Source organism: Streptomyces sp. NPDC051180, assembly GCF_040689545.1.
Classification (GTDB): Bacteria; Actinomycetota; Actinomycetes; order Streptomycetales; family Streptomycetaceae; genus Streptomyces.
Map to the genome: position 1 here is coordinate 404,469 of NZ_JBFBBC010000003.1, position 16,481 is coordinate 420,949.

The window sequence follows — 16,481 nt, forward strand, 5'->3', positions numbered from 1 at the left end:
CCCGGCGCAGCCAGGCGCGGGCAGTGCGATGCTGGTGCACATCGTGACAAAACCGAAATGAGGGTGCGGTCATGAGCGTGAGCGAGCAGCCGCCGGAGGCTCCGGCGCCCGCGTCCGGGCCGGCCGCCGGGATCGCCGCCGGGTACGCCTTCGACGGCCCGGCACTCGATCTGGGGGCGCTCCTCTGGGACGGCGCGTGTCATCCGGACGCGCCGATCCGCATCCCGCTGCCGGTGCTCAACCGCCACGGCCTGGTGGCCGGCGCCACCGGCACGGGCAAGACGAAGACGCTCCAGCTGATCGCCGAGCAGCTGTCCTCGCACGGGGTGCCGGTCTTCCTCGCCGACGTCAAGGGCGACGTCTCGGGGATCTCGGCGCCCGGCCAGGACGGCGAGAAGGTCAGGGCGCGGGCCGCCGAGGTGGGCCAGGAGTGGCGCGCGACCGCCTTCCCCTGCGAGTTCTACGGCCTGGGTGGCCTCGGCTCCGGCATCCCGGTGCGCGCGACGGTGACCGGCTTCGGCCCGGTCCTGCTGTCGAAGGTGCTCCAGCTCAACCAGACGCAGGAGCAGTCGCTCGGCCTGATCTTCCACTACGCGGACGCGAAGGGGCTGGAGCTGGTCGACCTCAAGGACCTGCGGGCGGTGGTCGCCTTCCTGGTCTCGGACACCGGGAAGGCCGAACTGAAGGGGATCGGCGGTCTCTCGACGGTAACGGCCGGGGTGATCCTGCGGGCCCTCACGGCCTTCGAGCAGCAGGGGGCGAGCGGCTTCTTCGGGGAGCCGGACTTCGACACGGGCGAGTTGCTGCGGACGGCGGCGGACGGGCGCGGGGTCGTCTCGGTCCTGGAGCTGCCGGCCGTGCAGGACAAGCCGCAGCTCTTCTCGACGTTCCTGATGTGGATGCTGGCCGACCTCTTCCACGACCTGCCGGAGGTCGGCGACCTGGAGAAGCCGAAGCTGGTGTTCTTCTTCGACGAGGCGCACCTGCTGTTCAGCGGGGCCTCGAAGGCGTTCCTGGAGTCGATCACCCAGACCGTGCGGCTGATCCGCTCGAAGGGCGTCGGCGTCTTCTTCGTGACGCAGACCCCGAAGGACGTGCCGTCGGACGTGCTGGCGCAGCTCGGCAACCGGGTGCAGCACGCGCTGCGCGCCTTCACCCCGGACGACGCCAAGGCGCTGAAGGCGACGGTGCGGACCTTCCCGAAGTCGCCGTACGACCTGGAGGAGGTCCTCACCGGCCTGGGGACGGGCGAGGCGGTGGTGACCGTGCTGAGCGAGAAGGGTGCCCCGACGCCGGTGGCGGCGACCCGGCTGCGGGCGCCCGAGTCGCTGATGGGACCGGTCGACGCGGCGGCCCTGGACGCGGCGGTGAAGGGCTCGCCGCTGTACGGGCGGTACGCGGAGGCGGTGGACCGCGAGTCGGCGTACGAGAGGCTGACGGCCGAGCAGCGGGCGGCGGAGGGGGCGGCGCTGGAGGCCGCGGCGGCCGAGGAGGCGGAGAAGGCCGCGAAGCAGGCCGAGAAGGCCGGAGCGAGGGCTCCCCGACGGAAGGAGGAGCCCTCGCTGGCCGAACAGGTGGTGGGCAGTGGGATCTTCACGTCCCTGGCCCGGTCGATCGGCACCCAGCTGGGCCGGGAGATCAGCCGATCGGTCTTCGGGACGGCCCGCCGCCGGAGGTGACTACTCGGTGACCTCGTGGTGGTCGTCGTGCAGGCCGCCGCCGCTGCCCGCGTCGCCGGTGGTCGGGACGGAGACGACCGGCTTGCGCAGCGAGGAGATGTCGTGGGCGTAGGTGCCCACGGCGTTGGCGATGACCTTGATGTTGGCGTCGAACGCCTTCATGTTGACGTTGCTCAGGTTGTCGCCCTTGGCGTGGTAGTTCACGTCGTAGGCGACGCCCGCGGTGCCGCCGAAGCGGGCGGCCTGGGCGGCGGTCTTGATGCCCTCGGCGCCGGTGAAGGTGCCGCCGGAGGGGATGCCGACCTCGATGAACGGACCGTAGTCGGAGCGGCCGGTGAAGTCGGTTCCCTCGTGCGGGAGTCCGCGCGCGTCCATGAAGTCGGTGATGTCGCGCTCCAGCTGGGCGGAGCCCTCCGGACCCGCGCCGGCGCCGGTGGCGTCGGAGTCGTCGCCGTCGTAGACGAAGAGGCCGTAGTTCGGCGAGGCGATCATGTCGAAGTTCAGGTAGAGCTTGATCTCGTTCTTGTCGAGCGCCGTGAGGGTGTTCACGTAGTGCTCGGAGCCGAGGAGGCCGTTCTCCTCCGCGGACCACCAGGCGAAGCGGACCTTGTTGCGGACCTTGTCCTTCGACTTGGCGAGCTCCAGGGCGGTCTGGAGGAGGCCGGCCGAGCCCGAGCCGTTGTCGTTGATGCCGGGGCCGGCGGTGACGGAGTCGAGGTGGGAGCCGAGCATCACGGTGTTGGCCGCGTTGCCGCCGCGGGTCTCCGCGATGACGTTGTTGGTGGAGCGCAGCTCCTGGAGCTGGCGGATCTCCAGGGAGAGCGAGACCGGGCCGTTGGCCAGGTCGGCGGCGAGCGCGTTGCCCTCGGCCTGCGTCAGGCCGCCGGTCGGGACCTTGCCGGCGGCGGGGTCGCCGAGGGTGCCGGAGAGGGCGCCGTCGGTGTTGTTGTAGATGACGGCGGCGGCGGCGCCGGCCGCGGCGGCGTTCTGCTGCTTGATCGCGAAGGTACAGCCGCCGCGCTTGATCAGGGCGATCTTGCCGGTGAAGGTGTTCGAGGCGAAGTCGCCGGGCTCGCAGCCGGTGGTGCCGTCGGCGTCGACGGGGACGGCGGCGAGGGCGGCGGTGATGCCGCCGACCGGGGTGGACTTGGTGTAGGTCATCGCCTTGATGTCGAGCGCGCGGGGCGCGGGGGCGACGACGGCGGCCTTCTCGGCGAGCGTCTCCGTGTACTGGAACTCGAACTTCTGGTACCGGACGTCGTATCCGGCCTTCTTGAGCTGCGTGTACACGTACGCCGCCGAGGCGTCGTGGCCGAGCGAGCCGGCCGCGCGGTGGCCGCCGGCCGAGTCGGCTATCGCCTGGAACTTCTGCAGGTGCTTGTAGGCGTCCTGGGCGGTGGTTTCGCGGACCAGCTTCTTCGCCAGCTTGGCGGCATCGCGGGCGGGTGCGGCCGAGGGGTCCTGCCCCGCGGTGGCGGGGGAGGCGAGGACCAGCGGAGTGGCGAGTGCGGCAGCGGCCAGAATGGCCGCGGCACGACGCTGGGATGCGTTCACAGAAGTCCTTCCCGTGACGGACGAGGTTGAGGGGAAGTTAGCGATGGTGGGGGCATTCTGTGAACAGGTTCTGCGTAATTCCTGTCAACTTGAGCAGGATTGACATGTGGAATTTTCAATTCCCGGATGCTTTACCCTCCTTGGCGGCTTTCGCCGCTTTCGCGGCCGCCTTCATCTCCTGCTTGTGCGCCCGCACCTTCGCCAGCGACTCCGGCCCGGTGATGTCGGCGGCCGAACGGTACGACCCCTGCTCGCCGTAGGCGCCCGCCGCCGCGCGCCAGCCCTCGGGCCGTACCCCGTACTGCTTGCCCAGCAGGGCCAGGAAGATCTGTGCCTTCTGCTTCCCGAACCCCGGCAGCGCCTCCAGCCGGGCGAGCAGCTCCTTCCCGGTCGCCGCGTCCCGCCAGACGGCCGCCGCGTCGCCCCCGTACTCCTCGACGAGGTACCGGCACAGCTGCTGGACCCGCTGCGCCATCGACCCCGGGTAGCGGTGCACCGCGGGCTTCTCGGAGAGCAGCGCGGCGAACTCCTCCGGGTCCCGGGCCGCGATCTCGTGCGCGTCCAGGTCGTCGGCGCCGAGCCGCGAGGCGATCGTGTACGGCCCCGAGAACGCCCACTCCATCGGCACCTGCTGGTCGAGCAGCATGCCGACGAGCGCGGCGAGCGGCGACCGGCCGAGCAGTGCGTCGGCCTCCGGCTGCTGGGCGAGGTGGATGTCGGGCGGCGTGGACTCGGGACTCATACCCCGATCATCCCGCCGGGGCGCCGCGTCCGCCCGGCGGGCTCACCCCTTCGCGAACCGGTCCAGGGCCGTGAGCAGCAGTTTCCGCGTCTCCTCGCCCCCCAGGTGGCCGGCGGACTCCACCACGTGAAGCTCGGCGTCCGGCCAGGCCCGGGTGAGCTCCCAGGCGGTTCCGGGCGGGCCGCCCATGTCGAGGCGGCCGTGGACGAGGAAGCCGGGGATGCCGGCGAGCCGGTGGGCGTCGCGGATCAGGGCCCCCTCCTCCAGCCAGGCGCCGTGCGCGAAGTAGTGCGCGCAGATCCGCACGAACCCGAGCCGGGTGTCGTCGACCCGGTCGGTGTACGGGGTGCCCATGCCCTCCATCGACAGGACCGCGTCCTCCCAGGCGCACCAGGCGGCCGCCGCCCGCTCCCGTACGGCCCGGTCGGGGTGGTCCATCAGGGCCGCGTAGGCCCTGACGAGCCCCGGGGACCCGTCGGCCCCCGCACCGGCCCCGTGCCCGTCCCGGGCGGCACCGGTCTCCGCACCCGCGCGGAACCGCTCGTGGGCCTCGGGGAAGAAGCGGCCGACGCCCTCGTACAGCCAGGCGGTCTCGGAGCGGCGGGTGGTCGTCACGGCCGCGATGACGATCTCCGTCACGCGCTCCGGGTACGCCTCCGCGTAGGCGAGGATCAGCGTCGACCCCCACGAGCCGCCGTACAGCAGCCACCGGTCGATGCCCAGGTGCTCGCGCAGCCGCTCCATGTCGGCCACCAGGTGCGCGGTCGTGTTCACGGACAGGTCGGCCGCCGGGTCGCTCGCGTGCGGCGTGGAGCGCCCGCAGCCCCGCTGGTCGAAGAGGACGACCCGGTAGGCCGCCGGGTCGAAGTACCTCCTGGCCCGAGGGGACGAGCCGGAGCCCGGCCCGCCGTGCACGACCAGCGCGGGCTTGCCCGCCGGATTGCCGGAGACCTCCCAGTGGATCCGGTTGCCGTCACCCACGTCGAGCAGGCCCTGGTCGTACGCCGCGGTCTCCGAGTACATCCGCGTGAGCCTACCGGCCCTTCACCCGGACGGCCGGGTCCTCGCACCACTCCAGGACCGAGTCCCAGGCGCCGTACCCCGCATCGGGGTTGAGGTGCTCGCCGCCCGGCACGTGGTCCCGGTCGAGGCCCAGCGGGACGCCGTAGTGCACGTCCGCGCCCTCGGGGCAGTACGGGTCCCCGTCGCCGTACACCAGGCGGGCCGACAGGCCCCGCTCGGTCAGGTCGAGGCCGTCGGCGAAGGCGGCGATCTCGGGGATGGCGGCCGCCACCTGCGGCGACGGCGGCGCGACGAGCAGGACCCGGTCGGCGTCCGGCCGCCGCGCGCCCGCGCGCAGCCACAGCAGCACCGACAGGCTGTGCGCGAGCACGACGAACCCGCCCTCGGCCGGCCGCCGCCCGTGCTCCTCCAGGGCGTCGAGCCACTCGGCGAGGACGGGCGCGTCCGGCCCGGGAAGCTGCGGGTAGCGGACCTCGTGGCCGCGCTCCCGCAGCCGCTCGGCGAGCCAGTGCTGCCAGTGGCCGCGCGGACGGTGGTTCTGGAAGCCGTGCAGGATCAGATACGTGGTCATGCCACGATCCTGCGGCGCCGCCCGGCCCCGGTCCACCACCGTCCACGGAGCGGTCAGCCGCCGACGTACTCCCGCAGGTGGCGGGCGGTCAACGTATCGCCCTTCTCGACCAGTTGGGCGGGCGTGCCCTCGAAGACGACCAGGCCGCCGTCGTGGCCCGCGCCCGGCCCGAGGTCGACGAGCCAGTCGGCGTGGGCCATCACGGCCTGGTGGTGCTCGATGACGACGACGGTGTTGCCGGAGTCGACGAGGCGGTCGAGGAGGGCGAGCAGCTGGTCGACGTCGGCGAGGTGCAGGCCGGTGGTCGGCTCGTCGAGGACGTACACCGCCGCCTTCTCCGCCATGTGGATCGCGAGCTTGAGGCGCTGGCGCTCGCCGCCGGAGAGGGTGTTCAGCGGCTGGCCGAGCCGGAGGTAGCCGAGGCCGACGTCCTTGAGGCGGCCGAGGATGGTGCGGGCCTGGCCCTTGCCGGTGAAGAAGTCGTACGCCTCGTCGATCGACAGCGACAGGACCTCGTGGATGTTCTTCCCGTCCAGCCGGTAGGTGAGCACCTCGGGCGTGAACCGCTTGCCCTCGCACTTCTCGCAGACGGACGCCACGCCCGCCGCGATCGCCAGGTCGGTGTAGATCAGGCCGAGGCCGTTGCAGTGGCCGCAGGCGCCCTCGGAGTTGGCGCTGAACAGCGCCGCCTTGACGCCGTTGGCCTTGGCGAAGGCGGTGCGGATGGGGCCGAGGAGCCCGGTGTACGTCGCCGGGTTGGAGCGGCGGGAGCCGCGGATCGGGGACTGGTCGGCGACGACGACGCCCTCGCGGCCGGGCAGGTTGCCGTGGACGAGGGAGGACTTCCCGGAGCCGGCCACGCCCGTGACCACGGTCAGGACCCCGGTCGGGATGTCGACGCTCACGTTCCGCAGGTTGTGCTGGGTGGCGCCGGTGATCGCGAGGGCGCCGGTCGGGCGCCGGACCTCCGGGCGCAGCTTCGCCCGGTGCGTGAGGTGGTCGCCGGTGAGGGTCCCGGAGGTGCGCAGTCCGGGCACGTCGCCGCTGTAGCAGATCTCGCCGCCCGCGGACCCGGCCCGCGGCCCGAGGTCGACGACGTGGTCGGCGATCTCGATGACCTCGGGCTTGTGCTCCACGACGAGGACCGTGTTGCCCTTGTCGCGCAGGCGCAGCAGCAGGTCGTTCATGCGCCGCACGTCGTGCGGGTGGAGTCCGGTGGTCGGCTCGTCGAAGACGTACGTGACGTCGGTGAGCGGCGAGCCGAGATGGCGGACCATCTTGACGCGCTGGGCCTCGCCGCCGGAGAGGGTGCCGGAGGAGCGGTCGAGGGAGAGGTAGCCGAGGCCGATCTCGACGAGCGAGTCGAGCAGCTCGCGCAGGCCGGCCAGGAGCGGGGCGACGGAGGGGTCCTCGATCCGCCGTACGAACGCGGCGAGGTCGCTGATCTGCATCGCCGAGCACTCGGCGATGTTCACGCCGTCGATCCGGGAGGACAGGGCGGCCCGGGTGAGCCGGGCGCCCTCGCACTCCGGGCAGGTGCGGAAGACGACCGCCCGGTCGACGAAGGCCCGGATGTGCGTCTGGAGCGCCTCGCGGTCCTTGGCGAGGAACAGCCGCTGGACCTTGGGCACGAGCCCCTCGTAGGTGAAGGTGTTGCTGCCCACCTTCACCTTGCACTGCGGCTTGTGCAGGAAGTCCTGCCACTGCTCGTCGGTGAAGTCCGCGAGTGCCCGGTCGCGGGGGTAGAAGCCGGACTCGGCCATGATCCGCCAGTACCAGGAGTCCACGGCGAAGTTCGGGACGGTGATGGCCCCCTCGTCGAGCGACTTCGACCGGTCGACGAGCTCGTCGACGTCGATGTCCGAGACCTCGCCCGCGCCCTCGCACCGCGGGCACATGCCCTCGGGGAGGTTGAAGCTGAACGCGCCGGAGGTGCCGACGTGCGGGGTGCCGAGTCGGCTGAAGACGATCCGCAGCATCGTGTACGCGTCGGTGGCGGTGCCCACGGTGGAGCGGGAGTTGGCGCCCATCCGCTCCTGGTCGACGACGATCGCCGCGCTCAGGTTGTGCAGTCCGTCGACGTCCGGGCGGGCCAGCGACGGCATGAAGGACTGCAGGAAGGCGCTGTACGTCTCGTTGATCAGGCGCTGCGACTCGGCGGCGATGGTGCCGAAGACGAGCGAGGACTTCCCCGAGCCGGAGACGCCGGTGAAGACGGTGAGGCGGCGCTTGGGGAGGTCGACGTCGACGTTCCTGAGGTTGTTCTCCCGCGCCCCGCGGACCTGGATGACGTGGTGGCCGTCCGCGGTGGTGGACTCGTGCGCGCCGACGGGGTGGCCGGGGTGGTTCGTGCCGACGGGGTGGTTCATGCGTGCGCCCTCCGGTGGTGGTCCCATGCTCGGACGGACAGGTTACTCTATACGGCGTATAAAATAATGGCTGAACAGATCTGACCTGCGAGAATGAGTGCCATGGCGGCGACGGACGGCAAGAACGGCAGCGGGACCGGCGACCCGGCCCGCACCCTGGAGCTGCTCTGGCGCGACAGCGCCGCGGCACCGGCGGCCGGGCGGCGCGGCCCCCGCCAGGGCCTCACGGTCGACGGGGTCGTCGACGCCGCCCTCGCCCTCGCCGACTCCGGCGGGCTGCACGCCCTCACCATGCGCGCCGTCGCCGGGCGCCTCGCCGTCACCCCGATGACCCTCTACACGTACGTCCCCGGCAAGGGCGAGCTGCTCGACCTCATGCTGGACGCCGTCTTCCTGCGGATGGAGCGCCCGCCCTTCGGTCCCGGCCTCCCCTGGCGCGAGCGCGTCACCGCCGTCGCCGACGCGAACCGGGCCCTGCACCTGCGCCACCCCTGGCTGGTCGAGCTGCGGATCGTCCGCGCCCCGCTCGGCCCCGGCGTGATGAACAAGTACGAGTACGAGCTCGGCGCCTTCGAGGGCCTCGGCCTCGACGACGTCTCCCGCGACTCGGCCCTGACCTACGTCCTCGGCTCCGTACAGGCCGCCGCACGGGCCGAACTGGACGCGCGCGCCGTGGAACGGGAGAGCGCCATGTCCGACGGGGAGTGGTGGGACGCCCACGCGTCGCTGCTCGCCCGGGTCTTCGACCCGGACCGCTTCCCGCTGGCCGGCCGGGTCGGTGAGGCGGCGGCCGTCGCCTACGACGGGCTCTACGACGCGGACCACGCCTACGCCTTCGCGCTCGCCCGGGTCCTGGACGGCCTCGCGGCACTGGGCGGGGGAGCGGAGTAGTCCGCCGTCCCGCTCCTCGTCCGCGGGCTCAGCCCCGCAGGGTCAGCAGCGTCCGCACCCCCGCCTTGAGGCGCTCGGCGGAGAGCTCCTGCTCGACCGTCAGATGGTGCATGACGTCCGGCGAGAACGACGAGAGCAGCAGGTGGGCGAGGAGCGCGCTGTCGGCGCCCGGCCTGAGCTGCCCGATGAGCAGGGCCACGTGCGTGTGCATCACCCGGTAGGCGCCGCTGTGGTAGCGGGCGCGGGGCGCGGCGGAGTGGGCCGCGAGGAGGAGTCCGCGCTGCTCGCGCACCCGGTCCACCAGCGCGTCGAGGAAGGCGTCGAGCCGTTCCGCGGGCGGCGCTCCCGGGCCCAGCGGCGGCGGCCCGCTCATGTACGCCTCCTGGAACCGGCGCTCGCGGTCGTCGAGGAGCGCCCAGAGCAGCTGGGAGACGTCGCCGAAGCGGCGGTAGACGGTGCCGACGCCGATGCCGCTGGCGTGGGCGACCTGGTTCATCGTGACGGCGTCGGGGCCCTGCTCGGCGACGATCCGCGCGGCGGCGTCGAGGATCTTGCGCCGGTTGCGGGCGGCGTCCGCGCGCTCGGGGGCGGGCGCGTCGAGGGTGGGGAGCAGCCCGGGGGCGGGCGGTGCGGCGGCCGTGGCCGGCCCCGACGCGTCCTGGGCGCCGGCGCCTTCGCGCGCTATGTCCGCCCGGCCCGCTCCGGCGGCCTCGGCCCGCGGTTTCTCCGTGCTCATCTGCCGACTCCCGCTCTTTCTTCCGCTCGCCCGTTTCCCCCTCGGTCGTCTCTCGTTGTGAGCATACCCGCTCCGCTTGCGAACCGGATAGCGATCCGTTTACGCTCGAACCATCGAAGCGGAAAGTAATCCGCTTCGCAGTCCGGTTCGTGGGACCGGCCCGGGAGATCGAGGAGAGCTCGCCATGTCCGTCAAGGTCGCCGTCATCTACTACTCCGCCACGGGCGCCGTCCACCAGCTCGCCCAGGCCGTCGCCGAGGGCGCCGAGAAGGCCGGCGCCGAGGTGCGCCTGCGCCGCGTGCCCGAGCTCGCCCCCGACGCCGCCATCGACGCCAACCCGGCGTGGCGCGCCCACGTCGACACCACCCGCGCCATCGAGATCGCCACGCTGGACGACCTGGAGTGGGCCGACGCCTACGCCTTCGGCTCCCCGACCCGCTTCGGCAACGTCTCCGCGCAGCTGAAGCAGTACATCGACACCTCGGGCGGGCTCTGGCAGCGGGGCGTCATGGCCGACAAGGCCGCGACCGCCTTCACCAGCGCGCACAACATCCACGGCGGCAACGAGTCGACGCTCCTCGCCCTCTACAACACCTTCCACCACTGGGGCTCGGTCATCGTCTCGCCCGGCTTCACCGACCCCGCCGTCTACGCGGCCGGCGGCAACCCCTACGGCACCGCCCACCCCGCCGCCAACGGCGCCCCGGGCGAACACGTCCTCCAGGCCGCCCGCTACCAGGGCGCCCGCCTCACCCGCATCGCCAAGCGACTGAACGGCCTCGCGGACGACTGAACCGCGCACCTGCGCGACAACGCCGAGCACCCCCGGGGTCGACCCCGGGGGTGCTCGTCTTCCGTCGTCTTACGCGCCTACGCCAGCGAGAGGAACAGCTTCTCCAGGCGGGCCCGCATCGCCTCGCGGTCCTCGCCGTCCTTCCGGCCGTCCTCGATGTCCGTCAGGCACTGCTGGAGCCCGGTCGCGATGATCGCGAACCCTGCCCGGTCGAGGGCGCGGGAAGCGGCCGCGAGCTGCGTCACGACCTCCTCGCAGTCACGCCCCTCCTCGATCATCCGGATCACGCCGGAGATCTGGCCCTGGGCCCGGCGCAGCCGGTTCAGCACGGCCTTGAGCTCGGCGCCCGCGAGATCGAGTTCCACAGCGACTCCTCCACAGATACCCCAGGGGGTAATTTACTCCCCGACACGGGGTTCCGTCGAAGTCCAAGGATGACACCTGCGACCGGAAGCGCCCCGTCCGCTCACTGTCCCGCGGGCGGCCGGGGCGTCTCCCCGGGGGCGTAACGGAGGAGGAACATCTCCACGCCGTCGACGACGAGCCGCTCGCTCAGCTCCTCGGTGAGCTCCGCCCCGTACTGCTCGAAGACCATCTGCGGGAAGACGAGCAGCGCGTAGAGCTGGAGGACCGCGACCTCCAGGTCGGGCACGTCGAGCCGGCCCCGGTCGGCGAGGGTCCGCAGGGCGTCGGCGACGGCGGGGTGGTGGCCGGCCGGGCCGTGGGCGCGCCAGGCGCGGCCCAGTTCGGGGAAGCGGTGCAGCTCGGTGGCGAGGAGGGTGCGCAGGGCGCGGCCCTCGTCGTCGGTGCGGACGGCCAGGGCCCAGGCGCGGCCGGCCTCGACGAGCGCGGCGCGCAGGTCCTCCGCGTCGGCGAGGCGGGTGAGGTCGGGGCCGTCGGCGCCGGTCTGCAGCGGCTCGTCGAGGGCGCCCGCGACGACGGCGGTGAAGAGCGCCTCCTTGCTGCCGAAGTGGTTGTAGACGGTCACCTTGGAGACGCCCGCCTCGGCGGCGATGGCGTCCATGCCGACGCCGAAGCCCTCGCGGAGGAAGAGGTCGCGGGCGGCCCGTACGACGGCCTGCCGCTTGCGGGCGGCGCGGGCCCCGGTGGGGGCGGGCTTGGAGGGCTGGTCGTCCATGGGGGGAGCGTACCAACGGAACTGTACCGTTGAGTTCAACTGTACTGTGCCGTACAGTTCAGTTATGCCGACCCACTCCGCCGTACCCACCCCTGCCCGGACGCATCCCCGCCGCAGGACGCTGCTCGCGCTGCTCTGCGCGGCCCAGTTCATGCTGATCCTCGACGTCACCGTCGTGAACGTCGCCCTGCCCGCCATCACCGCCGACCTGCACCTCGAACGCACGGCTCTGACCTGGGTCGTCACCGCGTACACCCTCTGCTTCGGAGGGCTCATGCTCCTCGGCGGCAGACTCGCCGACACCCTCGGCGCCCGACGCGTCCTGCTCACCGGCCTCGCCGTCTTCACCGCCGCGTCCCTCGCCTGCGGCCTCGCGCCGAACGCCGGCGTGCTCCTCACCGGCCGTGTCGCCCAGGGCGTCGGCGCCGCCCTGCTCTCCCCGGCCGCGCTCGCCCTCGTCACCACCGTCTTCCACGGCCCCGAACGGGCCCGGGCCCTCGGCGTCTGGGCGGCCGTCGGCGGCACCGGCTCCGCCGTGGGCGTCCTCCTCGGCGGCGCCCTCACCGCGGGACCCGGCTGGCCCTGGGTCTTCCACCTGAACGTCCCCGTCGGCCTCGCGCTGCTCGTCGTGCTCCCCGGGCTCCTGCCCCGCACCCCGGCCGCCGGCACGGGCGGCGGCCTCGACGTCCCGGGCGCGGTCCTCGTCACCACCGCCACCGCCGCCCTCGTCTACGGCCTGGTGCGCGCCGGCGACTCCGGCTGGACCTCCGCCGCCACTCTGCTGCCCCTCCTCGGGTCGGTCGCCCTCTACGCGGCCTTCGCCACGGTCGAGCGCAGGAGCCGCACCCCGCTCATGGACCTGCGGATGCTGACCCGTCGGCCGGTCGTCGCCGGCTCGCTCCTCATGCTCGTCGCGACGGCCCTGCTGATCTCGTTCTTCTTCCTCGGCTCGCTGCGGCTCCAGCGCCTCGACGGACTGGACCCCCTCCGCACCGGCCTGCTCTTCCTCCCGGTCGCCCTCGCCACCGTCCTCGGCGCCCACCTCGGCACCCGCCTGGTCACCACCGCCGGCCCCCGCGCCTGCACCACCGCCGGCATGGCCCTGGCCACCGCCGGCTGCCTCCCCCTGGCCCTCCTCGACGCCCCCGACCCCTGGACGACCCTCATGCCCGCCCTGGCCACCGCGGCCTTCGGCCTCGGCGCCGTCCTCGTCACCGCCACCACCACCGCCCTCGGCCTCGTCGCCCCCCACGAAGCCGGCCTCGCCTCCGGCCTCGTCAACACCTCCCACGAACTCGGCGGCACCCTCGGCGTGGCCCTCGCCTCCACCCTCGCCCTCGCCACCCCCGCCGGCTTCACCACCGCCTTCACCGCCTTCACCCTCACCGCCCTCCCCGCCACCCTCACCGCCCCCCTCCTCATCCCCCGAGGCAGGCCCCACCCGCCGAGCGGGGCCCACGGGGTGCACTGAGATCAGTCCTGGCTCGGGCCCGATTCGTCGATGGGGCGGATGACGACGGGGTGGTCGGGGGAGCCCGGGGGGACGGGGCAGCGGGCGACGCGGGCGGCGATCTCGGTGACGCGGTCGAGGGAGGGGCAGTCGAGGACCCAGTAGCCGGCGAGGACCTCCTTGGTCTCGGCGTAGGGGCCGTCGGTGATCACGGGGTCGCCGTTGGCGTCGGCGGTGACGAAGCGCGTCGTGGCCGGGGCGGCGAGGCCCTGGGCGTCGAGCATCTCGCCGGTCGAGGCGAGTTCCTCGTTGATCGTGTTCATGTGGTCGTACATGGCCTGGAGCTGCGCCTTGTCCCAGGCGGGGCTTCCGTCGGAGCCGCGGCCCACCATGCCTTCGTAGTCGGCCTGCGACCCCTGGACCATCACCAGGTACTTCATGACGTCCTCCTCATCGGTGTGCGTGCTTCCGCAGGAGAGTCGGAGCCGGGCGCGGGATTTCGACACCGCGCGGGCGGTGGCCGGAAAAACGGGATAAATCACCCGGCCGCCTCATGATGCCGTTGTGAACGCCTTCAGCTTCTCCGCCGCCTTCATCGCCTTCTTCTCCGTCGTCGGGCCGCCCAAGGTGCTCCTCGCCTTCGCCGGGCTCGCCCAGGTCCACCCCGCCCGCCAGCTCCAGAACATCGCCCTGATCTCCTCGGGCGCCGCCGTCCTCGTCGGCGTCGTCACCGGCATCACGGCCCCCTGGCTGCTGGACCTCTTCCACATCAGCACACCCGCGCTCCAGCTCGCCGGCGGCGTCATCTTCTTCGTCTACGCCGTCGGGCTCGTCCTGGGGCTCCACCTCGGCTCCGACGGCCCCCACCAGGACGCCCCCGACCTGGCCAGCGGGGTGCGCGAGCTGCTCATGCCGTACGTGGTGAGCCCGCTGGCCATGACCGCCGTACTGATCGAGGCGGCCGCCCGCGACTCCTTCAGCTGGCGCTCGACGGTCGTCGGGGCGTACGTCTCCGTCATCGCCCTCGACCTGGTCTGCGTCATGGTCCTCGCCCGCGTCCTGCGCCGCACCCACCACGCCACCATCGAGCTCCTCGGCCGCCTGCTCGGCCTGCTCCTCGCCGCCGTCGGCGTCGACCTCGTCCTCGACGGCCTCTACGACCTCGGGGTCTCCGGCATCGAGATCCGGCACTGACCGCCGGGCCGGAGGACGAGGGGCTTCCCTGCTCCACCTCGTGGTCCGGTGCCGCAGCAGTCCGGTGCCGCGCGGTCCGGTGCCGCACAGGCCGGTGTGCCGTACCGCCTCGTGCCGTACCGCCCCGTGCCTCACGCCCCCGTCGCGAGCTCGCCCTCTAGGGGGGGTGCGGAAGCGAGGCGTGACCCGTACGTCCCCGATCCAGGCGGCGAGCCGTGCCGCCTCCGCCTCGACCGCGCGCCGTGCCTCCGCGCCCGCGTCGGCCAGGAAGCGGTGGGCGATGACGCCGTCGGGCCGCCGGGCCCAGCCGCCAGTGATCCGGCCGTTCCACCACACGGTGGGGCCGATGTTCCCGCTGCGGTCGTACAGCGCCGCCCGGTGCTCCGGGTCCCGGTACCCAGCGGAAGCGGCTGGACGTCCAGGTCCCCTGGGGCCCGACCCGGCCCGCGTCCACGCCGCCGGCCGCCGGTGCCGCACCCCCAGCCGCGCCCCGCGCTCCATCATCCCCAGCACCCTCGTCCCACCCATGCGCCCCCGCATGGTTCAGGCGGCGGCGGAACCCAGGAATCCCGTCACCGTCCTCACGAACTCGTCCTCCTTCTCGAAGAGCACGACGTGCCCGGCGTCGATCTCCGCGTACGTGCTGCCCGCGATCGCCGCGTGCAGGTCCCGGCTGTTCTCCACCGGCACGGTGGCGTCCTGCGTGGCGCCGACGACCAGCGTCTCCGCCGTGATCAGGGGCAGCAGCCCGCGGATGTCGACCCCCAGGTCGAGCGCCACGTGCCGCAGGGTGCCCGGCGTGGGCGGCATGTTCGGGATGAGCGCCTCGACGCCCTCGCGGCCGATCGAGTTGAGGAACCCGCGGCTGAAGCCGGTCATCGTCACGCTCCGCCCGAATCCCGCCGGGTCGTACGCGCCGAGCCGCTGCCACAGCGTGAACAGGTTCCGCATGTACTCGTCGCCGTCCGTGTACGCCCAACCCGCCACCAGCACAAGCCGGTTGACCAGGTCGGGGCGGAGCGCGGCGACGGCCGCCGACACCGGAGCACCCATCGAGAAGCCCAGCAGGTCGACCGGGCCGGTGCCCGCGTCCTCGATCACCGCGACGACCTGGGCCGCCAGCGTCTCGACGGTCAGCGGCCCCCCGTCGTCGACCGTCCGGTCGGCGCCGGACAGGTCCAGGGTGACGACCCGGCGGTCCGGCGTGAAACGGGGCGCCGTCTGGCCCCAGTTGATCACCGCACCACCCGAACCGGTGCCGTGGACGAGGACCAGGGCGGGGCCGCTGCCCGAGCCTTCGACGTCGTAGTGGACGCGGGCGGTGCCGACGGTGACGGTGGCCATGATCGTTGCTCCCGGTGGAGGGGGTGAGTGGCTGACACCGAGGACTCTGCCGACCGCCGGACGAGTGCGGGAGAGCCCTTCCGAGCCTGGGATCGGCAGTCCCTGGATGGGCTCTCGCACCTCCGGCAGGATGATCCGCATGACCACGATCGACCGCCGTGAACTGGCCGACTTCCTGCGCCGCTCCCGCGAGCGGGTCCGCCCGCAGGACGCGGGCCTCCCCGCCGGCCCCCGGCGCCGCACCCCCGGGCTCCGCCGCGAGGAGGTCGCCCAGCTCGCCGGCATGTCCGCCGACTACTACATCCGTCTGGAGCAGGCCCGCGGCCCGCAGCCCTCCCCGCAGATGCTCGCCGCGCTCGCCCGTGCCCTGCGCCTCGACACCGACGGCCGCGACCACCTCCACCTGCTCGCCGGCCACCGCCCGCCCGCCGGGCCCACGGTCGGCGACCACGTCGCGCCCGGCCTCCTGCACCTCCTCGACCAGCTGGAGTCCACCCCCGCCCAGGTCCTGAACGACCTCGGCGACGTCCTCGCCCAGAACGCCATGGCCCGCGCCCTCCTCGGCGGCGTCTGCACGGTCTCCGAACACGGCCGGAACGTCGTCTGGCGCTGGTTCGCCGACGACCGCGCCCGCGCCGCGTACCCGGCCGAGGAGCACGCGTACTACAGCCGCCTCCACGTCGCCGACCTGCGTGCCGCCGTCGGCCGCCGCTCCCACGACCCGGCCTCCGCCCGCCTCGTCGAGCGGCTCGGCGCCGCGAGCGACGAGTTCGCCGCCCTGTGGGCCGAGCACGAGGTCGCCGTGCGTCGCCACAGCCGGATGCGGGTCGTCCACCCGGTCGTCGGCCCCGTCGACCTCGACTGCCAGGTCCTCCTCGCCCCCGAGGGCGAACAGCGCCTCGTCCTCCACACCCCGCCGCCGGGCACCGACGCGGGCGAACGCCTGGCACTGCTGAGGGTGGTGGGAACGGAGCAGTTCAGCGCCTCCTAGCCGGAC

General features: G+C 73.1%; 16 protein-coding genes and 1 pseudogene. 6 read left to right on the forward strand and 11 right to left on the reverse strand.

The window, feature by feature from the left end; genetic code table 11:
* Positions 1 to 71: 71 nt before the first annotated feature.
* The gene (locus tag AB0424_RS08620) at positions 72 to 1,679 is read left to right on the forward strand and encodes a helicase HerA-like domain-containing protein (protein WP_366303235.1); all 1,608 of its coding nucleotides are present in this window, start codon (positions 72 to 74) and stop codon (positions 1,677 to 1,679) included.
* Here AB0424_RS08620 and AB0424_RS08625 read toward each other — a convergent pair whose 3' ends face one another.
* The 5 genes from AB0424_RS08625 to AB0424_RS08645 all read right to left on the reverse strand — a co-directional run bounded on the left by AB0424_RS08625 (position 1,680) and on the right by AB0424_RS08645 (position 7,938).
* On the reverse strand, positions 1,680 to 3,233 hold the full coding sequence (locus AB0424_RS08625; protein ID WP_366303237.1) for a M28 family metallopeptidase: 1,554 nt from the start codon (positions 3,231 to 3,233) through the stop codon (positions 1,680 to 1,682).
* Between the two features lie 115 nt (positions 3,234 to 3,348).
* Positions 3,349 to 3,975, reverse strand: coding sequence for an HhH-GPD-type base excision DNA repair protein (locus tag AB0424_RS08630; RefSeq protein ID WP_366303238.1), 627 nt, complete (start codon positions 3,973 to 3,975; stop codon positions 3,349 to 3,351).
* 42 nt (positions 3,976 to 4,017) lie between these two features.
* A complete protein-coding gene (pip, locus tag AB0424_RS08635) occupies positions 4,018 to 4,998 on the reverse strand; it encodes a prolyl aminopeptidase (protein WP_366303240.1) in 981 nt (326 codons plus the stop codon).
* A gap of 10 nt (positions 4,999 to 5,008) precedes the next feature.
* Positions 5,009 to 5,569, reverse strand: coding sequence for an alpha/beta hydrolase (locus AB0424_RS08640; RefSeq protein ID WP_366303242.1), 561 nt, complete (start codon positions 5,567 to 5,569; stop codon positions 5,009 to 5,011).
* Between the two features lie 53 nt (positions 5,570 to 5,622).
* Complete coding sequence (locus AB0424_RS08645; RefSeq protein WP_366303244.1) at positions 5,623 to 7,938, reverse strand: excinuclease ABC subunit UvrA; 2,316 nt, start codon at positions 7,936 to 7,938, stop codon at positions 5,623 to 5,625.
* A 102-nt stretch (positions 7,939 to 8,040) separates the two neighbouring features.
* On the opposite strand from AB0424_RS08645, the gene AB0424_RS08650 reads away from it, so the two are divergent.
* Positions 8,041 to 8,829 (forward strand): TetR/AcrR family transcriptional regulator, encoded by a 789-nt coding sequence (locus tag AB0424_RS08650; RefSeq protein WP_366303246.1) that lies wholly within the window; start codon positions 8,041 to 8,043, stop codon positions 8,827 to 8,829.
* A gap of 28 nt (positions 8,830 to 8,857) precedes the next feature.
* Here AB0424_RS08650 and AB0424_RS08655 read toward each other — a convergent pair whose 3' ends face one another.
* Positions 8,858 to 9,565, reverse strand: a complete 708-nt coding sequence (locus AB0424_RS08655; protein ID WP_366303248.1) for a TetR/AcrR family transcriptional regulator — start codon at positions 9,563 to 9,565, stop codon at positions 8,858 to 8,860.
* Positions 9,566 to 9,749: 184 nt separating this feature from the next.
* On the opposite strand from AB0424_RS08655, the gene wrbA reads away from it, so the two are divergent.
* Positions 9,750 to 10,358 (forward strand): NAD(P)H:quinone oxidoreductase, encoded by a 609-nt coding sequence (wrbA, locus tag AB0424_RS08660; protein WP_366303250.1) that lies wholly within the window; start codon positions 9,750 to 9,752, stop codon positions 10,356 to 10,358.
* Between the two features lie 77 nt (positions 10,359 to 10,435).
* On the opposite strand, the gene AB0424_RS08665 is transcribed toward wrbA, so the two are convergent.
* Positions 10,436 to 10,723 carry a metal-sensitive transcriptional regulator gene (locus tag AB0424_RS08665; RefSeq protein ID WP_366303252.1) on the reverse strand — a complete coding sequence of 96 codons (288 nt, stop codon included), beginning with the start codon at positions 10,721 to 10,723 and terminating at the stop codon, positions 10,436 to 10,438.
* A 101-nt stretch (positions 10,724 to 10,824) separates the two neighbouring features.
* A complete protein-coding gene (locus tag AB0424_RS08670) occupies positions 10,825 to 11,496 on the reverse strand; it encodes a TetR/AcrR family transcriptional regulator (protein WP_366303254.1) in 672 nt (223 codons plus the stop codon).
* 64 nt (positions 11,497 to 11,560) lie between these two features.
* Between AB0424_RS08670 and AB0424_RS08675 the strand changes: the two genes are divergently transcribed.
* A complete protein-coding gene (locus tag AB0424_RS08675; protein WP_366303255.1) occupies positions 11,561 to 12,967 on the forward strand; it encodes an MFS transporter in 1,407 nt (468 codons plus the stop codon).
* A gap of 2 nt (positions 12,968 to 12,969) precedes the next feature.
* Here the strand turns inward: AB0424_RS08675 and AB0424_RS08680 are convergent, their stop codons facing one another.
* Entirely contained in the window at positions 12,970 to 13,386 is a 417-nt protein-coding gene (locus AB0424_RS08680) for a YciI family protein (RefSeq protein WP_366303257.1), read from the reverse strand.
* A 124-nt stretch (positions 13,387 to 13,510) separates the two neighbouring features.
* Here AB0424_RS08680 and AB0424_RS08685 point away from each other — a divergent pair, with 124 nt between their 5' ends.
* Positions 13,511 to 14,140, forward strand: a complete 630-nt coding sequence (locus AB0424_RS08685) for a MarC family protein (protein ID WP_366303259.1) — start codon at positions 13,511 to 13,513, stop codon at positions 14,138 to 14,140.
* A 162-nt stretch (positions 14,141 to 14,302) separates the two neighbouring features.
* On the opposite strand, the pseudogene AB0424_RS08690 reads toward AB0424_RS08685, so the two are convergent.
* Together AB0424_RS08690 and AB0424_RS08695 are read right to left on the reverse strand one after the other, a co-directional pair.
* A pseudogene (locus AB0424_RS08690) lies at positions 14,303 to 14,536 on the reverse strand (crosslink repair DNA glycosylase YcaQ family protein); the annotation flags it as partial.
* A gap of 147 nt (positions 14,537 to 14,683) precedes the next feature.
* Entirely contained in the window at positions 14,684 to 15,484 is an 801-nt protein-coding gene (locus tag AB0424_RS08695) for an alpha/beta hydrolase (RefSeq protein WP_366303262.1), read from the reverse strand.
* Between the two features lie 139 nt (positions 15,485 to 15,623).
* Here AB0424_RS08695 and AB0424_RS08700 point away from each other — a divergent pair, with 139 nt between their 5' ends.
* The gene (locus tag AB0424_RS08700; protein WP_366303263.1) at positions 15,624 to 16,475 is read left to right on the forward strand and encodes a helix-turn-helix transcriptional regulator; all 852 of its coding nucleotides are present in this window, start codon (positions 15,624 to 15,626) and stop codon (positions 16,473 to 16,475) included.
* Positions 16,476 to 16,481 lie beyond the last annotated feature (6 nt).

What these genes read in the sequence shown, in the direction of transcription:
- pip (WP_366303240.1), bottom strand. Translation starts at nt 4,998, where the DNA reads ATGTACTCGGAGACCGCGGCGTACGACCAGGGCCTGCTCGACGTGGGT.
- AB0424_RS08700 (WP_366303263.1), top strand. Translation starts at nt 15,624, where the DNA reads ATGACCACGATCGACCGCCGTGAACTGGCCGACTTCCTGCGCCGCTCC.
- AB0424_RS08670 (WP_366303254.1), bottom strand. Translation starts at nt 11,496, where the DNA reads ATGGACGACCAGCCCTCCAAGCCCGCCCCCACCGGGGCCCGCGCCGCC.
- AB0424_RS08655 (WP_366303248.1), bottom strand. Translation starts at nt 9,565, where the DNA reads ATGAGCACGGAGAAACCGCGGGCCGAGGCCGCCGGAGCGGGCCGGGCG.
- AB0424_RS08695 (WP_366303262.1), bottom strand. Translation starts at nt 15,484, where the DNA reads ATGGCCACCGTCACCGTCGGCACCGCCCGCGTCCACTACGACGTCGAA.
- AB0424_RS08645 (WP_366303244.1), bottom strand. Translation starts at nt 7,938, where the DNA reads ATGAACCACCCCGTCGGCACGAACCACCCCGGCCACCCCGTCGGCGCG.
- AB0424_RS08620 (WP_366303235.1), top strand. Translation starts at nt 72, where the DNA reads ATGAGCGTGAGCGAGCAGCCGCCGGAGGCTCCGGCGCCCGCGTCCGGG.
- AB0424_RS08680 (WP_366303257.1), bottom strand. Translation starts at nt 13,386, where the DNA reads ATGAAGTACCTGGTGATGGTCCAGGGGTCGCAGGCCGACTACGAAGGC.
- AB0424_RS08650 (WP_366303246.1), top strand. Translation starts at nt 8,041, where the DNA reads ATGGCGGCGACGGACGGCAAGAACGGCAGCGGGACCGGCGACCCGGCC.
- AB0424_RS08640 (WP_366303242.1), bottom strand. Translation starts at nt 5,569, where the DNA reads ATGACCACGTATCTGATCCTGCACGGCTTCCAGAACCACCGTCCGCGC.
- wrbA (WP_366303250.1), top strand. Translation starts at nt 9,750, where the DNA reads ATGTCCGTCAAGGTCGCCGTCATCTACTACTCCGCCACGGGCGCCGTC.
- AB0424_RS08675 (WP_366303255.1), top strand. Translation starts at nt 11,561, where the DNA reads ATGCCGACCCACTCCGCCGTACCCACCCCTGCCCGGACGCATCCCCGC.
- AB0424_RS08630 (WP_366303238.1), bottom strand. Translation starts at nt 3,975, where the DNA reads ATGAGTCCCGAGTCCACGCCGCCCGACATCCACCTCGCCCAGCAGCCG.